A 15,929-nucleotide genomic window follows, 5' to 3' on the forward strand; every position below is an offset into this window, starting at 1 on the left:
AAAGGCCGTCACCCCAGCGAACGCTGGGGTCTCTCGCCGCAAGCTCCGTCCTTTCGGACAGCGATCTCAGCTTTCGCTGGAATAACGGTTCCGCGACTTACCCTACCCGGTTCGCCACCAGATCGTCGACCACCGCGGGATCGGCGAGCGTCGAGGTGTCGCCCAGGCTCGAAACGTCTCCCTCGGCGATCTTGCGGAGGATGCGGCGCATGATCTTGCCCGATCGGGTCTTGGGCAGGCCTGGCGCGAACTGGAGCGCGTCGGGGGCCGCGATCGCCCCGATTTCGCGCCGGACCCACTGCACCAGCTCGGAACGGAGCGCATCATCAGCCGCCACGCCGGCGTTCAGCGTGACATAGGCGTAGATGCCCTGCCCCTTCACCACGTGCGGCATGCCGACCACCGCTGCCTCGGCGACCTTGGGGTGGAGCACCAGCGCGGACTCGACCTCCGCCGTGCCCATCCGGTGCCCGGACACGTTGATCACGTCGTCGACCCGGCCGGTGATCCAGTAATAGCCGTCCGCGTCACGGCGGCAGCCGTCCCCGGTAAAGTAGCTGCCCCGATAGGTCGTGAAATAGGTCTGGAAGAAGCGATCTTGGTCGCCCCAGACCGTCCGCATCTGCCCGGGCCAGGACCGGGTGATGAGGAGGTTCCCCTCCGCCGCGCCTTCCAGCACCGTTCCCTTCTCATCGACCAGCGCCGGGGCGACACCGGGCAGCGGCAGCGTGGCCGAGCCCGGCTTGAGCGCGGTCGCACCCGGCATCGGCGCGATCATCGCGCCGCCCGTCTCCGTCTGCCACCAGGTATCGATGATCGGGCAGCGCCCCGCCCCGACCACGTCATGGTACCAGCGCCACGCCTCCGGGTTGATCGGCTCGCCGACGGTACCCAGCAGCTTCAGGCTCGACCGGTCGGTTGCGGTGACGAACGCGTCGCCCTCCTTCATCAGCGCGCGCAAGGCGGTCGGCGCGGTGAAGAGCGTCGTCACCTGGTGGCGATCGACCACCTGCCAGATGCGGCTCGCGTCGGGCCAGGTCGGCAGCCCTTCGAACATCAGGGTCGTGGCCCCGTTCGCGAGCGGCCCGTAGAGGATGTAGCTGTGCCCGGTCACCCAGCCGATGTCGGCCGCGCACCACCAGACCTCGCCGGGCCGGTAGTCGAAGCACCACTCGTGCGTCAGGCTCGCCCACAGCAGATAGCCGCCGCTGGTGTGGAGCACGCCCTTCGGCTTGCCGGTCGACCCGGAGGTGTAGAGGATAAAGAGCGGGTCCTCAGCCGCCATCGGCTCGGCCGGGCAGTCGGCTGACACGTCGGCGGCGAGCTCGTGGTACCAGCGGTCGCGCTCCGCCATCGGCACCTCGGCGCCGGTTGCCCGCACCACGATCACGCGGGTGAGGCCCGGCACACGTTCGGCGGCGGCATCGACGTTGGCCTTGAGCGGGATCCGCTTGCCGCCGCGTCGCCCCTCGTCGGCGGTAACGACTAGCCGGCTGTCGCAATCGGTGATCCGCCCGGCGAGCGCGTCGGGGGAGAAGCCGCCGAACACCACCGAGTGGATCGCGCCGATCCGCGCGCAGGCGAGCACCGCGAACGCCGCCTCCGGGATCATCGGCAGGTAGATCGTGACGCGGTCGCCCTTCCCCACCCCTTCCGCCTTCAGCACGTTGGCGAAGCGGTTGACCTCCTGGTGCAACGCGCGGAAAGTGTAGCGACGCGCTTCCTCGGCGGGATCATCGGGCTCCCAGATCAGCGCAACCGCGTCGCCCCGGTCGCTCAAGTGCCGGTCGATGCAGTTGGCGGCGACGTTCAGTTGCCCGTCGGCGAACCAGCGGATGTCGAAGTCCGCCTCCTCGAACGAGCTCTCGTCCGCGACCGTCGGTGGCACGATCCAGTCGAGCCGCCGCGCCTGCTTCAGCCAGAAGCCGGTGGGGTCGGCCTCGGCCTGCGCGGAAAGCGCCGCCCGCCCGCCGACATCCACACGCGCGCCCTCTGCCCAGACGGCGGGAACGGGGTAGGTGTCGGCCATGCTGCTCTCCCACAACGGTGCGGGGGCTTTGGCGTAGCGGCGGGCGGCAAGGCAAGTCTGAACGATCGCCTCGCCACTGCGACACACAGCGACACATTTCGGGTGGACGGGGGGCCATGTGCCCGGCACATCTACGCGCCATGCCTCGTCGCTTCCTCTCGCTGCTCACCGGCGCGTCCCTGTTGGCCGGGTGCACGGTCGGTCCGGACTATCGCCCGAGCACGCCCGAGCAGCTGGGCGTTCCGGCAGCCTGGTCGGTCACGGCGAACCCGGCGGCGCGCGAGAACCTGACGCAGTGGTGGACGCGGTTCAACGATCCGCTGCTCCAGCGGCTGGTCGCGAGCGCCGCCGATACCAACCTCGACGTCGCGCAGGCGGTCGCCCGGCTGCGCCAGGCGCGCGAGGGGCTGGTGCAGTCGCGCGCGCAGTTGCTGCCGAACATCAGCGGCTCCGGCGGCTACTCGCGCAACTTCAACGTGATCGGCGGGACCAGCACGATCGTGCTGCCAGACGGCACCGTCACCAACATCGCGCGCGGTAACAGCAGCAGCTTCCAGATCGGCGCGGACGTCAGCTACCAGGTCGGCCTGTTCGGCGAAATCCGTCGCACGGTGGAATCAAGCCGCGCGCAGTACGAGGCGTCGGGCTACGACCTCGCGTCCGTCATCCTCTCCAGCCAGGGGGAGATCGCGCGCAACTACCTGCTCGCCCGCCTCGCCCAGGCGCAGCTCGGCAATGCGCGCGCCAGCCTGGCGCTTCAGGACGATAATCTGGAGATCGCGGGATTCCGCGTCCAGGCCGGGCTGGTCTCCTCGCTCGACCAGGAACAGGCGCGGTTGCAGCGCGCGCAGACCGCCGCAACCGTCCCGACGATCGAGGCGAACTACAATGCCGCCGTGTCGCGCCTGGGCGTGCTGACCGGTCAGGCACCGGGTGCGCTGAAGGCGGAGATGACGGCGGCGCAGGCGATCCCCGCCGGCGCGCCGCTCGCCGGCGTCGGCATTCCGGCGGAGGTGCTGCGCCAGCGGCCGGACGTGCTCGCCGCCGAGCGGAGCCTGGCGGCCGCGACCGCGCAGATCGGCATCGCGCAGGCGCAGCTCTATCCCGCGCTCGCGATCAGCGGCAATGTCGGCGCGAACGCGACCGCGATCTCGGACCTGTTCGACACGATCATCGGCGGCGTCTTTGCCGGACTGACGCAGCTGATCTTCGACGGCGGGCGGGCGCGCTCGCAGGTGCGCTCAGCCCGCGCCGCCACCGACGCCGCGTTCGCCGCCTACAAGGGCACCGTGCTCCTCGCGCTGGAGGATGTGGAGAACGCGCTGGTCGCGTACCGCACCGCGCAGGATCGCGCGCGCGAGTTCGCGGTCGCGCTCCAGGCGGCGGAAACGACCGCGCTCCTGTCGCGCAGCCAGTACCGCACGGGGCTCACCGACTTCACGACGCTGACCCAGGCGGAGGCGGGGCTGCTCTCGGCCCGCAACGGGCTGGTCCAGGCGCAGGCCGACCAGTCGACCGCGCTGGTCCAACTCTATCTCGCGCTCGGCGGCGGATGGGACAGCAGCACCGTCCCGACCGCTCCTTCCCCTTCCTCCACGTCGCAGGATCGATGATGGCCGCCAAACCCCCTGCCGAACTGGACGAGTTTTTAGGTGCGAAGCCGCGCTCGCGCTGGCGGCGATGGGGCAAGTGGGCGGCGGTCCTCGTCGGCGTAGTGCTGCTCGCGCTGCTGTTGCGCAGCTGCTTCGCCGGCGAGGCGGCGCCCGAGTATTCGACCGCGCCGGTGCGCCGCGGCGACCTGACCGTGACGGTGTCCGCGACGGGCAAGCTCGCGCCGACCAACCAGGTCACGGTCGGTTCGCAGCTGTCGGGCCTGGTCACTCGCGTTGTGGTCGACGTCAACGACCGCGTCACCGCCGGCCAGCCGCTGGCGCTGATCGATCCGGAGCAGATCGACGACCAGATCCGCGCCAACCAAGCGCAGGTGAACGCACAGAACGCGCAGGTCGCGCAGGCGCAGGCGACCGTCGCCGAAGCGCAGGCGCAGCTCCGCCGGCTGGAGGAGGTGCGGCGCCTGTCGGGCGGGCGCGTACCGTCCGATACCGAGCTCCAGACCGGGCGCGCCAATGCCCAGCGCGCGACCGCGACGCTGCGCGCGGCGCAGGCGAACGTCGCCGCCGCGCGCGCGCAGCTCGCCCAGTCGCAGACCCAGCGCGCGCGGGCGATCATCGTCTCGCCGGTGGCGGGCGTGGTGCTCGCGCGGCAGGTCGATCCCGGCCAGACCGTCGCCGCCTCCTTCAACACGCCGACACTGTTCGTGATCGCGGAGGACCTCAGCCAGATGAAGCTGGAGGTTTCGATCGACGAGGCGGACGTCGGAGAGGTTAAGGTCGGCCAGCGCGCGACCTTCACCGTCGACGCCTTTCCGGGGCGCACCTTCCCCGCCGCGATCACCCGCGTCGACCTCGGCTCCAACCAGACGGTCGCGTCGGCGAGCGCCAGCTCGACGAGCACGAGCGCGACCACCACGGCGCAGGTGGTCAGCTACGCCGCCGACCTGTCGGTTGCCAACCCGACGCTCCAGCTGCGCCCCGGCATGACCGCCACAGCCGACATCGTCACGTCGGAGCGAAAGAATGTGCTGATGGTACCCAACGCCGCGCTCCGCTTCCGCCCGCAGGCGGCGAACGCGCAGCAGGGCACCGGCGGCCCGCTCCAGTTCGGCCCGCCCCGGCGGCGCGGCGGCAACACCGAGCGGCAGGTGACCGCCGGCCGCGGCGCGCGCCAGACCGTCTACGTCAAGAACGCCGACGGCACGCCGCGGGCGATCACCGTGGTCACCGGCAACAGCGACGGCAGCATGACGGAGGTGACCGGCGGCGACCTGAAACCCAACATGCAGGTGATCACCGGTCAGCTCTCCAGCGACGGCGCGGGCGGTGGCGGCGCGGCCGGCGGCCAGCGCAAGGGCGGTGGCGGTGGCAGCGGTGGCGGCCAGCGTGGCCGGTAGGCCGCCCATCATCTCGCTCCGCGGCGTCACCAAGGTGTACGGCGCGGGCGCGACGATGTTCCAGGCGCTGAAGGGCGTCGACCTCGACATCGCGGAGGGCGATTTCGTCGCGGTGATGGGCCCGTCGGGATCGGGCAAGTCGACCACGATGAACATCCTCGGCTGCCTCGACGTGCCCTCGGGCGGCAGCTTCACCTTCCGCGGGCAGCATATCGAGCTGCTCTCGCGCGACCAGCGCGCGCTGGTCCGGCGGCGTTATCTCGGCTTCGTGTTCCAGGGCTTCAACCTGCTCGCGCGCACCACCGCGCTCGAGAATGTCGAGCTGCCGCTGCTCTACCGGGGTGAGGACCGCAAGGCGCGCCGCGACCTCGGCATGGCCGCACTCGACAAGGTCGGCCTCGCCAACTGGTGGGACCACACACCCGCCGAACTGTCGGGCGGGCAGCAGCAGCGGGTTGCGATCGCCCGCGCGATCGTCACCAATCCCGACGTGCTGCTGGCCGACGAGCCGACCGGCAACCTCGATTCCGAACGCTCGGTGGAGATCATGGAGCTGCTGACCGATCTCAACCGCAACTCGAATATCACGGTGCTAATGGTGACGCACGAGCCCGACATGGCGGCGTTCGCCCGCACGATCGTCCACTTCAAGGACGGGCTGGTTGAGCGGATCGATCAGGGGCACCGGTCGGGCGCGAAGGTGGAGGCATGATGGTGCCCGACTCACTCCGCGCGCGCGCGCAGGCGAAAGCCCGCTAGATGCTCGGCACCACCTTCATCCTCGCGATCCGCTCGATCCGGCGCCACCTCCTGCGCTCGTTCCTCACCACGCTCGGCATCGTGATCGGTGTGGCGGCCGTCGTTGCTATGGTCACGCTCGGCAAGGCGACCACGGTCAGCGTGCAGCAGAGCGTCGCCTCGCTCGGCACCAACGTGCTCCAGATCCGCCCCGGCCAGGGCTTCGGCCGCGGCGGTGGGGGTCCGCGCCCGCCCGACTTCAAGCAGTCGGACGTCGACGCGGTCGCGCGCCAGGTCGCGGGCGTGAAGGCGGTCGCCCCGCAGGCGCAGGCAACCGGCACCGCGATCTACGAGGGGTCGAACTGGTCGACGACGATCAACGGCACGACGCTTTCTTTCCTCGACGTCCAGCCGTGGCCGCTCCAGTCCGGGCGCTACTTCACCCCGACGGAGGAGGCCGCGGGCAAGCTCGTCTGCATCCTCGGCAACACCGTCTACCAGAACCTCTATCGCGGCGGCGAGGCGGTCGGCACGCGGATGCGGATCGCGGGCATCTCCTGCGACGTGATCGGCGTGCTCACCGCCCGCGGGCAAGGCGGCTTCGGCGACCAGGACGATACGGTCATCATGCCGATCAAGGCGGTCCAGCGCCGCTTCTCCGGCAACCGCGACATCCGCCTGATGCTGGTCGGTGTCGACAGCGCGTACGCGACCTCCACCGTGCAGGCGAGCATCGAGGACCTGCTGCGTGAGCGCCGCAACATCACCGGCGGCAAGAGCGACGACTTCAACATCTTCGACACCAAGCAGATCAGCGACACGCTGACCGGGATCACCACTGCGCTGACCGGCGTCGTCACGGCGGTCGCCGCGATCAGCCTCGTGGTCGGCGGGATCGGCATCATGAACATTATGCTGGTGAGCGTGACGGAGCGGACGCGTGAGATCGGCATCCGCCTGGCGATCGGGGCAGTCGCGCGCGAGGTGCTGATGCAATTCCTGGTGGAGGCGATCGTGCTGTCGATGCTCGGCGGGCTAATCGGGCTGCTGATCGCCCAATTGGTGGTGGTCGGCCTCTCGCCCGCGCTCAAGGTCGATTATCTGTTCGATCCGCAGATCAACCTCATCGCCTTTGCGATCTCCGGGCTGATCGGGGTGGTGTTCGGCTACTTCCCCGCGCGGCGCGCGGCCTCGCTCAATCCGATCGACGCGCTTCGGCACGAGTGATGGTGCGCGCGGGGTCGCGCACCAGCTCCATCAGCCGGTCGAGATCCTCCGGCGTATCGATGTCGATCAGCTCGGCGGGCGCGGTCACGACGTGCTTGCCGGCGCGGACCAGGTCGCGCGCACCCGCCTCCCCCTCGAGCGTCAGTAGGAAATCGAAGCGGGCCGCGCCGAAAACGGCGGGCGGGCGGGGCTGCGCTCCGTCGCTCGACGCGACCACCGCATCGTCGCCGACCGCCGCGTCGAGCAGGCGATAGACGTGCGCCGCGGTCACCCGCGGCATGTCGGCGAGCGCGATCACCACCGCGCGCGCGCCCAGCTCCTTCGCGCGCGCGACGCCCAACCGAACGGATCGCCCCATTCCTTCCGCCGGCACGTCGTTGTGGACCACGTCGTATCCGTCGAACACCAGCTTGCAGCCGTCGGTCACGACCAGCCGCTCCTTGAACGGCACGCTCGCAAGCGCAGTCGCGACGTGGAGGCCGACCGGCTTGCCCAGGAACTCCGCCTCCAGCTTGTTGCCGCTCGGAAAGCGGCTGGAGAGCCCGGCCGCGAGCAGCACCAGCACCGCATCTTCAGCGTAGATCATTAAACGCTCCCACCATCGCCGCCGCGATCGACAGCGCGATCTCCGCCGGGCCGATCGCGCCGATGTCGATCCCGACCGGCCCGTCGATCCTGGCCAGCTGCTCCGGCGTGAGTCCCGCCGCCGCCAGCCGCTCCAGGCGTGCGGCGTGGCTGCGCCGGCTGCCCAGCGCGCCGACATAGGCGGCGTCGCTGCCGAGCGCCGCGATCAGCGCCGGATCGTCGATCTTGGTATCGTGGCTGAGCGTCACCACCGCCGTCGCCGGACCGGGGCGATAAGCGGCGATCGCCTCGTCCGGCCAGCGATCGTCCAGCACCGTGCCGGGGAAGCGCTCGGCGGTCAGGAACCGCGCGCGCGGATCGATCACGACCGTCTCGATGCCGATCGTGCGGGCCAGCCCGGCGAGCGACTGCGCGATCTGCACCGCGCCCACGATCAGCAGGCGGCGCGGCGGGTCGTAGCGGTTGAGGAACAGCTCGCCCGTCTCTGCGGGACGCAGGTCGCTGTGCCCGGTCGCGAGATCGGTGGTGACGGTCAGCGCCCTTCCCTCGCCGCGCGCCTCGGCGATGCGATCGAACAGCTCGGGATCGAAGCCGTCGGCGGACACCGGCTGCACCATGACGGCGATCTCGCCCCCGCACGGCAGCCCGACCTCCCACGCCGCGGCATCCGCGACGCCGTAGCGCTTCACCTGGAACGGCGCGCCCGCGATCACCTGCGCCGCGGTCTCGAGGAGGTCGGTTTCGACGCAGCCGCCGGACACCGATCCCTCGAACCGCCCATCGGCGTGGACCAGCATGTGGCTGCCCTTGGGCCGCGGCGCCGAGCCCCAGGTCGAGACCACGGTCGCGAGCGCGAGCGGCTCCCCTGCCCAGGCCCGCGCCGCGGCGAGCACGCTGTCATTGTCAGCCATGGGCGCTAACCTAGGTAGCGCGGGTGGCGGCGTGAAGGACTGCGCTGCCCGCCCGATACGATCGTCATCCCGGAACAGGTCCGGGATGACGTATATGGTCACACCGGCGGCAACCCCGGCAGCAGCTTGTCGAGCGTGATCGGGAAGTCGCGCACGCGCACCCCGCACGCGTTGTAGATCGCCGCAGCAACCGCCGCACCCGCGCCCGAGATGCCGAGCTCGCCGAGCCCCTTGGCATGGAGCGGGTTGGCCCAGTGATCGCGTTCGGGCAGAAACACGACCTCCAGCGGCGGGATGTCGGCGTTTACCGGCACATGGTATTCGGCCAGGTCGTTGTTGACGATGCGGCCGTCGCGCGGGTCGTGGACCAGCTCCTCCGTCAGTGCCGCGCCGATCCCGAAGGTGACGCCGCCGATTACCTGCGACCGCGCGGTCTTCTCGTTCAGGATGCGCCCGGCCGCGACTGTCGACAGCCAGCGCGATACGCGGACCTCTCCGGTGGTCGCGTTCACCCTGACCTCGCAGAAGTGCGCGCCGTAGGACGCCTGGTTGCTCTGCTTCTCGGCCTTGCCTGGCCTGACCGTGCCGACCGCGCTCATTCCCGTCCCGACCAGCTCCGAGAGCGGCCGGCTGTGGTTGCGGGCGATCGCCTGACCATCCTTGAGGGTCAGCTCCTCCGCGTCGCAGTCCATCGCCTTGGCGAGCTGCGTGCGGAGCTGCTCGGCGGCGAGGTAGACGGAGGTGCCGCTGGAGCCGGCACCCCACGATCCACCGGACCCAGCGCCCGGCGGCGCATCGGTGTCGCCGAGCCGCACCTCCACCTTGTCGAGCGGCAGCCCGAGCAGCTCGCCCGCGATCTGCGCCAGGATCGTGTAGGTGCCGGTGCCGATGTCGGTCATGTCCGTCTCGACCAGCGCGGTGCCGCTCGGCGTCAACGTGATCCGCGCCGACGACTTCTGGAGCATGTTGGTGCGCGTCGCGGTCGCCACTCCCATGCCGACGAACCACTCGCCCTCGCGCCGTGTCGCCGGGGTCGCGGACCGCTCGGACCAGCCGAACCGCTCCGCGCCCTCGCGCAGGCACTGGCTGAGATGGCGTGATGAATAGGGGACCTTCTTCTCCGGGTCCTGCTCCGGCTCGTTGCGCAGCCGCAGCTCGACCGGATCGATGCCGATCTGCTCGGCAAGCTCGTCCATAGCGCCCTCGATCGCGAACATGCCGACCGCCTCGCCCGGCGCCCGCATCGACCCGGCGAGCGTCCAGTTCATCACGACCTGCTCGTGGGTCACCCGGCGGTTCTCGCCCGGGTAGAGGAAGTGGGTGCTGACCCCGACCGGCTCGAAATAATCCTCATCGGGCAGGTTGCTGACGTGGTTCTCGTGCGAGACGGTGGTCAGGCGCCCGTTGGCGTCCGCGCCCAGCCGGACGCGCTGGCGCGTGTTGGACCGGCGCACGGTCGCCTCGAACACCTGATGGCGGGTCATGACCACCTTGACCGGACGGCCAAGCTTCTTGGACGCGACCGCCGCGGCGACGGACTCCGGCGCGATACCGAGCTTGGAGCCGAACCCGCCGCCGACGTACTTGGCGACGATCCGCACCTGATCGGCCTTCAACCCCAAGGCATCGGCGAGCTGGAGCCGATCGGACGCCGGCATTTGCAACGCGCCGTAGAGCGTTAGCTTGCCCTCCGCGTCCCATGTCGCGATCGATCCGTGCAGCTCCATCGCCGCGCTGTTCTGACTCGGCGTCGCGTAGGTTGCGTCGATCGTGAAGGCCGCGTCGGTCAGCCCCTGCTCAACATCGCCCTGCTCGGTCTTGGGCTTGATCTGCGACGGCGGCGGCGTCGTCGCCTCGTCCAGCCGCCCGTCGAAGTCCCACTCCCCGACGCCTGCCGAGTGGCGGACGCGAACCGCGGCCGCGGCGTCGCGTGCTGCCTCGTAGCTCTCGGCCACGACCAGCGCGAGCGGCTGGCCGAAATAGTCGACGCGGCTGACGCCCTGCGTCGGCGCCTTGGTCTCGCCGCCCTGCTGCGAGTTGCGCAGAAAGGTCTCGACGTCGCTCACCACATCGATGACGTCCGGCAGCGCGAGCGCCGCCTCCGTGTCGAGCCCGTCCACGTCGCCGAAGCCGAACGGTGCCCGGACCAGGAAGCCGTAGGCGAGATTGTCGAAGCCGTACTCGGCGGCATAGGTCGCTCGGCCGGCAACCTTCGCCGGACCGTCGATCCGGTCGAGCGGCTTGCCGATGAGTTCCTGGACGGACGTGTCGAGCAGGCTCTGCTCGACCGGCTTGTCCATCGTCAGCGTGTTGGTGTCCTCGCTCATGCCTCGGTCTCCGTCAGCTCGCGCAGCACCGCGATCAGCGTGCGGCGGGCGAGCGGGATCTTGAAATCGTTGTGGCCGAAGCCCTTCGCCTCGGCGAGCAGCGCATCGGCCGCGGCGTTGAAGGCGGCGTCACCGGGCGCATGGCCGACCAGCGCCGCCTCGACTGCCGGGTCGCGCCACGGCTGCGAGCCCAATCCGCCGAACGCCAGCTGCGCCGCGCTGATCCGGCCGTCCTCGATCGCGACGGTCGCGGCGACGGAGACGAGCGCGAACGCGTAGGAGGCGCGATCGCGCACCTTGCGGTAGGTCGACCGACCCGCCGGCGGTGCGGGCAGCGCGACATGGGTGATCAGCTCGCCCGGCCGCAGCACCGTCTCGAGATGCGGAGTGTCGCCGGGCAGGCGGTAGAAGTCGGAAAGCGGGATGCGGCGGCGGTCGCCGTCGTGCCCCAGGGTCACCACCACCGCATCGAGCGCCCGCATCGCGACCGCCATGTCGCTCGGATGGGTCGCGATGCATGCCTCCGAGGTGCCGAGCACCGCCAGGATGCGATTGAAGCCCTCGCGCCCGTCGCAGCCCGAGCCGGGCACCCGCTTGTTGCAGCGCGCGTCCACATCGTAGAAATAATAGCAGCGGGTCCGCTGGAGCAGGTTGCCGCCGGTCGTCGCCTTGTTGCGAAGCTGCCCAGAGGCGCCCGCCAGCAGTGCGCGCGACAGCACCGGATAGCGCTCCCGGACCCGCGGGTCGGCGGCCAGGTCGCTGTTGGGGACGAGCGCCCCGATCAGCAGCCCGCCGTCCTCGCTCTCCTCGATGTCGGACAGGTCGAGCCGGCTGATGTCGACCAGCTTGGCGGGAGTCTCGACCTGCAGCTTCATCAGGTCGATCAGGTTGGTGCCGCCCGCAATGAAACGCCCGGCGGCGACGCCCTCCGCGACCGCGGTCTCGGGCGTGTCGGCCTGCGCAAAGGCGAAGCTCTTCATGCCCGTGCCTCCCAGACTTCCTGGATCGCATCGACGATGTTCGGATAGGCGGCGCAGCGGCAGATGTTGCCGCTCATCCGCTCGCTGACCTCGTCCCGGGTCAGTTCGCCCGTCTCGTCCAGCTCGGCCGTGACGTAGCTCGGCCAGCCCTTCTCCACCTCGTCCATCATGCCCTTGGCCGAGCAGATCTGGCCGGGCGTGCAGTAACCGCACTGGTAGCCGTCGTGGCGGACGAACGCGGCCTGGAGCGGGTGGAGCTCATCGGGCGTGCCCAGCCCCTCGATCGTCGTGATCTCGTCGTCCTGGTGCATGACCGCAAGCGCCAGGCAGCTGTTGATCCGGCGGCCGTTGACCAGCACCGTGCAGGCGCCGCACTGGCCGTGGTCGCAGCCCTTCTTGCTGCCCGTCAGGCCCAGGTGCTCGCGCAGCAGGTCGAGTAGGGTGGTGCGGATGTCGGGGTCAGCCTCGTGGTGTTGTCCGTTGATCTGGAAGTGCATGGTACTGGCCCCATCTGTTCAGGGCGGCTAACGCGCGGACGCGCTTCTATATCCTTATTAGGAACGTACCGATGATTCTGCTCGCCCTGGCCCTGGCGCTCCAAGCTGCGACCGGGCAAGCAGCGGCGATGGACCGCCCCATCGTCATCGCGCACCGCGGCGCCAGCGGCTATCGCCCCGAGCATACGCTCGCGGCCTATGAGCTCGCGATCGATCAGGGTGCCGACGTAATCGAGCCCGATCTGGTGCCGACCAAGGACGGGGCGCTGGTCGCGCGCCACGAGAACGAGATCGGCGAGACGACCGACGTCGCCAAGCACGCGGAGTTCGCCGCGCGGCGCACCACCAAGACGATCGACGGCCGGGAGGTGACCGGCTGGTTCACCGAGGACTTCACGCTCGCCGAGCTGAAGACGCTGCGCGCGAAGGAGCGCCTGCCGCAACTCCGTTCCTCCAACACCAGGTACGACGGCCGCTACGAGATCCCGACCTTCGCGGAGGTGATCGCGCTCGCGAAGCGCCGCCGGGTCGGCATCTACCCGGAAACCAAGCACCCGACCTACTTCGCCGCGATCGGGCTCGGCACCGACGCGCCGCTGGTCGCCGCGCTCAAGCAGGCGGGCTGGGACCGGGCCGACGCGCCGGTCTTCCTCCAGTCGTTCGAGGTAAAGAACCTCCAGGCGCTCAAGGGCATGACGAAGGTCCGCCTGATCCAGCTGCTGGACGCAGGCGGCGCGCCCGCCGATGGGGCCGCGCCGAGCTACGCTGCAATGGCGACAACTGCGGGGCTGAAGGAGATCGCACGCTACGCCTGGGGGATCGGCCCGGCCAAGGCGATGATCCGCGACGGCGATGCGGCGCCCTCCACCCTCGTCGCCGACGCCCATGCCGCCGGGTTGAAGGTGCATCCCTGGACGTTCCGCGCGGAGAACGTGTTCCAGCCGCCCTCGCTTCGCACCGGATCCGAGCCGGGCAGGCACGGGCGGGTCGAGGAGGAGATCGCGCGCCACCTGGCGCTCGGCGTCGATGGCTTCTTCACCGACTTTCCGTTAGAGGGGGCACGCGCGCGCGACCGGTTTCGCCCGCGCTGAGGACCTGTTCGATGCGTATCCTGCTCCTCCTGCCGCTTCCCTTCCTGCTCGGCGGCTGTCTCGCGAAAGCGGCGGTCGACGTGGTCACGCTGCCGGTCCGCGCGGTCGGCCAGGCGGCCGACTGGGCGACCACCAGCCAGGAGGAGGCGGACCGCAACTACGGCCGCAAGATGCGGAAGGCGGAGGCGCGCGAGGGCAAGGAGCGCCGCGCTTGGGAGAAGCGCTGCCGTCGCGATCCGGAGGGCTGCGGCGAGTACGACGGCTATCGCGCTTCCGACGAGAGCCGCTGAGCGAGGATCTCCCCCACCCCGCGCAGCACAGCGGGGTGAAGCTGCACGCCCAGGTGCCCGCTTGGCACCTCCAGCGCGTCGCAGGCGTCCGTGCGGCAGGCGGTTGACGCGACCAGCCCGTCATGGCGACCCCAGATCGCGGTCGCCGGCATCGGCAGCGGCGCCATTACCTCGGCCAGCCGAGCGGCGATCACCGGATCGTCGACCCGCTCGCCCGTCACCCACTCGAACGCGCGCCAAACGTGGGTCGCGCGTGGAGAGGCGGCAAAGGGCGAGCTGATCGTGATCACGCCGCGGACCAGCTCGGGGCGGCGGTGCGCGACCAGCCGCGCCATGATCCCGCCGAGGCTGACCCCGATCAGCGTGACGGGGCCATCGACCGCCGCCGCCTCGATCCGCGCGATCAGCCGGCGCGCGTCGGCGCCGATCGTCCGCGCGCCCAGGTTCCGCCCGAGCCCCCACCCCAACGCACGATAGCCGAGCCGGTCGAGGTGCCGCCGAAGTACCACATTCGAGCGGTCCGAGTTGAACAGGCCGGGCAGCACCATGACCCGGTGCCCGTCGCCACGCGGCTGGTCGGCGAGGCCGCGCCAGTCGCGCGCGAGCCGCGCCACCGTGCCCGCCGCGCGCGGCCACTCGGTTAGCAGCAGGGAGAGCGGCGGCGGCTTCACGGCAGCCACCACATGACGGTGGCGGAAAACGGCGTCCACGCGCCCATCTTCACTCGCGCCGCCGTGAGCGCCTCCCCGGTCCACGCGTTGCAAGTCCGCAGCGCGCTATAGCGGCCGGTTGCGGGGTAGAAGGCGTCCCAGCTGCCATAGCCCTTGATCGGCGGACCCGGCGCGAAGCTCGCGCGGATGAAGACGGTCAGTCGCGCATATTCGTCGGGCCGCAGCGTGATCGCGCGCACGCCAGGGCCCGCCACCGGCTCGGGCACCGCATCGACGTGCATCACGCTGCCGCCGCTTCCCACCGCGCCCTTCAGCACAACCACCGGGTTCAGGTCCCACCAGGTCGGCGTGCCGATGTAGAAGTCGCGGTCGCCCCAGCCGATGCTGCGCCAGCCGTGACGGGCGTAGCGCGGATCGCCGAAGTCCGCCGGACGGATCAGGTCCTCCCACCCGGCGGCAGGCACGATGATGCCGGTGTGGATGCCGTTGTCCTCGACGTAGACGCGCACGCCGCGTTCGGGCGGCTGCCAGGCGCCGTTGCGCGGGATCGCACCGCCGATCAGCCCCGCCGCGCCGTAAAGGTACAGCGCGCCGATCGGTGCCGCGACCGCCCAGCGCCACAGGGGGGATGGTATCACCGGCAACGATCGCTACCTTGGGCGCATGGCCGACGACTCCCACGTGCTCGACGCTCCCCCCGCCGGCGCCAACGCCGACTGGACGATCCCGCAGGACTGGTCACGCTACACGCCCGAGGAGCATGCGACCTGGGATACCCTGTTCGCGCGCCAGGCGAAACTGCTCCCCGGCCGCGCGTCGGAGGCGTTCCTGCGCGGGCTCGACGTGCTGAAGCTGTCCAAGCTTGGCATCCCCGACTTCGCCGAGCTGTCCGCCCGCCTCACCGACCTGACCGGCTGGAGCGTGGTGGCGGTGCCGGGACTGGTGCCCGACGATGTCTTCTTCGACCACATGGCCAATCGCCGCTTCGTCGCCGGCAACTTCATCCGCAGGCCGGATCAGCTCGACTACCTCCAGGAGCCGGACGTCTTTCACGACGTGTTCGGGCACGTGCCGATGCTCGCCGACCCCGTCTTCGCCGACTATCTCGCCGCCTATGGCCGCGGGGGCCTGCGGGCACTGGAGCTCGGTGCCTTGAAGCAGCTGGCGCGGCTCTACTGGTACACGGTCGAGTTCGGGCTGGTGGCCGAGCCGGAGGGGCTGCGCATCTACGGCGCGGGGATCGTCTCCTCCTTTTCGGAGACCAGCTTCGCGCTCGACGATCCCAGCCCCAATCGCATTGCGCTGGACATGAAGCGGGTCATGCAGACCGATTACCGGATCGACGATTTCCAGCAGACCTATTTCGTGATCGACAGCTTCGACGACCTGCTCCGCCAGACGGTGGAGACCGACTTCGCGCCGCTCTACGCGGAGATCGTCGGGGAGCCGGCGATCCCGGTCGAGACACTGCTGCCGGAGGACCGGGTGATCACGCGCGGCACGCAGGCGTACGCGCGAGGGAAGGCGGCGGGTTCACTCACGAACGTCATTCCCGCGTAGGCGGGGATGACGG

At 70.2% G+C, this 15,929-nt stretch carries 15 protein-coding genes; 7 read left to right on the plus strand and 8 right to left on the minus strand.

Features of this window, described 5'->3' with window-relative positions; translation table 11 throughout:
• Positions 1–97 precede the first annotated feature (97 nt).
• Complete coding sequence (gene acs, locus CRO12_RS00675) at positions 98–2,029, minus strand: acetate--CoA ligase (protein ID WP_097062125.1); 1,932 nt, start codon at positions 2,027–2,029, stop codon at positions 98–100.
• Between the two features lie 140 nt (positions 2,030–2,169).
• On the opposite strand from acs, the gene CRO12_RS00680 reads away from it, so the two are divergent.
• The 4 genes from CRO12_RS00680 to CRO12_RS00695 are packed head-to-tail and all read left to right on the plus strand — an operon-like array spanning position 2,170 to position 7,004.
• Positions 2,170–3,642, plus strand: coding sequence for an efflux transporter outer membrane subunit (locus CRO12_RS00680; RefSeq protein WP_097062126.1), 1,473 nt, complete (start codon positions 2,170–2,172; stop codon positions 3,640–3,642).
• Entirely contained in the window at positions 3,642–5,039 is a 1,398-nt protein-coding gene (locus CRO12_RS00685; RefSeq protein WP_097062127.1) for an efflux RND transporter periplasmic adaptor subunit, read from the plus strand. The genes CRO12_RS00680 and CRO12_RS00685 overlap by 1 nt, the downstream gene beginning before the upstream one ends.
• 55 nt (positions 5,040–5,094) lie before the next feature.
• A complete protein-coding gene (locus CRO12_RS00690; protein WP_097063248.1) occupies positions 5,095–5,751 on the plus strand; it encodes an ABC transporter ATP-binding protein in 657 nt (218 codons plus the stop codon).
• A gap of 47 nt (positions 5,752–5,798) precedes the next feature.
• Entirely contained in the window at positions 5,799–7,004 is a 1,206-nt protein-coding gene (locus CRO12_RS00695) for an ABC transporter permease (protein ID WP_097062128.1), read from the plus strand.
• On the opposite strand, the gene CRO12_RS00700 is transcribed toward CRO12_RS00695, so the two are convergent.
• The 5 genes from CRO12_RS00700 to CRO12_RS00720 form a co-directional block, all read right to left on the minus strand.
• Positions 6,973–7,590 carry a nucleotidyltransferase family protein gene (locus CRO12_RS00700; RefSeq protein ID WP_097062129.1) on the minus strand — a complete coding sequence of 206 codons (618 nt, stop codon included), beginning with the start codon at positions 7,588–7,590 and terminating at the stop codon, positions 6,973–6,975. The genes CRO12_RS00695 and CRO12_RS00700 overlap by 32 nt on opposite strands.
• Positions 7,577–8,500 (minus strand): XdhC family protein, encoded by a 924-nt coding sequence (locus CRO12_RS00705; protein ID WP_097062130.1) that lies wholly within the window; start codon positions 8,498–8,500, stop codon positions 7,577–7,579. Before CRO12_RS00705 ends, CRO12_RS00700 begins: the two co-directional genes overlap by 14 nt.
• A 98-nt stretch (positions 8,501–8,598) precedes the next feature.
• Entirely contained in the window at positions 8,599–10,827 is a 2,229-nt protein-coding gene (locus CRO12_RS00710) for a xanthine dehydrogenase family protein molybdopterin-binding subunit (protein WP_097062131.1), read from the minus strand.
• Positions 10,824–11,807 carry an FAD binding domain-containing protein gene (locus CRO12_RS00715; protein WP_097062132.1) on the minus strand — a complete coding sequence of 328 codons (984 nt, stop codon included), beginning with the start codon at positions 11,805–11,807 and terminating at the stop codon, positions 10,824–10,826. The genes CRO12_RS00710 and CRO12_RS00715 overlap by 4 nt, the downstream gene beginning before the upstream one ends.
• The gene (locus CRO12_RS00720; protein WP_097062133.1) at positions 11,804–12,304 is read right to left on the minus strand and encodes a 2Fe-2S iron-sulfur cluster-binding protein; all 501 of its coding nucleotides are present in this window, start codon (positions 12,302–12,304) and stop codon (positions 11,804–11,806) included. The genes CRO12_RS00715 and CRO12_RS00720 overlap by 4 nt, the downstream gene beginning before the upstream one ends.
• A 71-nt stretch (positions 12,305–12,375) precedes the next feature.
• Here CRO12_RS00720 and CRO12_RS00725 point away from each other — a divergent pair, with 71 nt between their 5' ends.
• Together CRO12_RS00725 and CRO12_RS00730 are read left to right on the plus strand one after the other, a co-directional pair.
• Positions 12,376–13,395, plus strand: a complete 1,020-nt coding sequence (locus CRO12_RS00725) for a glycerophosphodiester phosphodiesterase (protein WP_097062134.1) — start codon at positions 12,376–12,378, stop codon at positions 13,393–13,395.
• Positions 13,396–13,406: 11 nt separating this feature from the next.
• Positions 13,407–13,685 (plus strand): hypothetical protein, encoded by a 279-nt coding sequence (locus tag CRO12_RS00730; protein WP_097062135.1) that lies wholly within the window; start codon positions 13,407–13,409, stop codon positions 13,683–13,685.
• On the opposite strand, the gene CRO12_RS00735 is transcribed toward CRO12_RS00730, so the two are convergent.
• Together CRO12_RS00735 and CRO12_RS00740 are read right to left on the minus strand one after the other, a co-directional pair.
• Positions 13,658–14,365: an alpha/beta fold hydrolase gene (locus CRO12_RS00735; RefSeq protein ID WP_245858088.1), complete on the minus strand. Its 708-nt coding sequence runs from the start codon at positions 14,363–14,365 to the stop codon at positions 13,658–13,660. The genes CRO12_RS00730 and CRO12_RS00735 overlap by 28 nt on opposite strands.
• Positions 14,353–14,994, minus strand: coding sequence for a TIGR02117 family protein (locus CRO12_RS00740; RefSeq protein ID WP_245858090.1), 642 nt, complete (start codon positions 14,992–14,994; stop codon positions 14,353–14,355). Before CRO12_RS00740 ends, CRO12_RS00735 begins: the two co-directional genes overlap by 13 nt.
• Before the next feature lie 25 nt (positions 14,995–15,019).
• Here CRO12_RS00740 and phhA point away from each other — a divergent pair, with 25 nt between their 5' ends.
• On the plus strand, positions 15,020–15,916 hold the full coding sequence (phhA, locus tag CRO12_RS00745; protein WP_097062136.1) for a phenylalanine 4-monooxygenase: 897 nt from the start codon (positions 15,020–15,022) through the stop codon (positions 15,914–15,916).
• The last annotated feature ends 13 nt before the right edge of the window (positions 15,917–15,929 follow it).

This window comes from Sphingomonas guangdongensis, from assembly GCF_900199185.1.
Taxonomy (GTDB): domain Bacteria; phylum Pseudomonadota; class Alphaproteobacteria; order Sphingomonadales; family Sphingomonadaceae; genus Sphingomonas; species Sphingomonas guangdongensis.

Bases quoted from the DNA above. Each gene is read 5' to 3' on its own strand.
- acs (WP_097062125.1), bottom strand. From the start codon at position 2,029: ATGGCCGACACCTACCCCGTTCCCGCCGTCTGGGCAGAGGGCGCGCGT.
- CRO12_RS00680 (WP_097062126.1), top strand. From the start codon at position 2,170: ATGCCTCGTCGCTTCCTCTCGCTGCTCACCGGCGCGTCCCTGTTGGCC.
- CRO12_RS00685 (WP_097062127.1), top strand. From the start codon at position 3,642: ATGGCCGCCAAACCCCCTGCCGAACTGGACGAGTTTTTAGGTGCGAAG.
- CRO12_RS00690 (WP_097063248.1), top strand. From the start codon at position 5,095: ATGTTCCAGGCGCTGAAGGGCGTCGACCTCGACATCGCGGAGGGCGAT.
- CRO12_RS00695 (WP_097062128.1), top strand. From the start codon at position 5,799: ATGCTCGGCACCACCTTCATCCTCGCGATCCGCTCGATCCGGCGCCAC.
- CRO12_RS00700 (WP_097062129.1), bottom strand. From the start codon at position 7,590: ATGATCTACGCTGAAGATGCGGTGCTGGTGCTGCTCGCGGCCGGGCTC.
- CRO12_RS00705 (WP_097062130.1), bottom strand. From the start codon at position 8,500: ATGGCTGACAATGACAGCGTGCTCGCCGCGGCGCGGGCCTGGGCAGGG.
- CRO12_RS00710 (WP_097062131.1), bottom strand. From the start codon at position 10,827: ATGAGCGAGGACACCAACACGCTGACGATGGACAAGCCGGTCGAGCAG.
- CRO12_RS00715 (WP_097062132.1), bottom strand. From the start codon at position 11,807: ATGAAGAGCTTCGCCTTTGCGCAGGCCGACACGCCCGAGACCGCGGTC.
- CRO12_RS00720 (WP_097062133.1), bottom strand. From the start codon at position 12,304: ATGCACTTCCAGATCAACGGACAACACCACGAGGCTGACCCCGACATC.
- CRO12_RS00725 (WP_097062134.1), top strand. From the start codon at position 12,376: ATGATTCTGCTCGCCCTGGCCCTGGCGCTCCAAGCTGCGACCGGGCAA.
- CRO12_RS00730 (WP_097062135.1), top strand. From the start codon at position 13,407: ATGCGTATCCTGCTCCTCCTGCCGCTTCCCTTCCTGCTCGGCGGCTGT.
- phhA (WP_097062136.1), top strand. From the start codon at position 15,020: ATGGCCGACGACTCCCACGTGCTCGACGCTCCCCCCGCCGGCGCCAAC.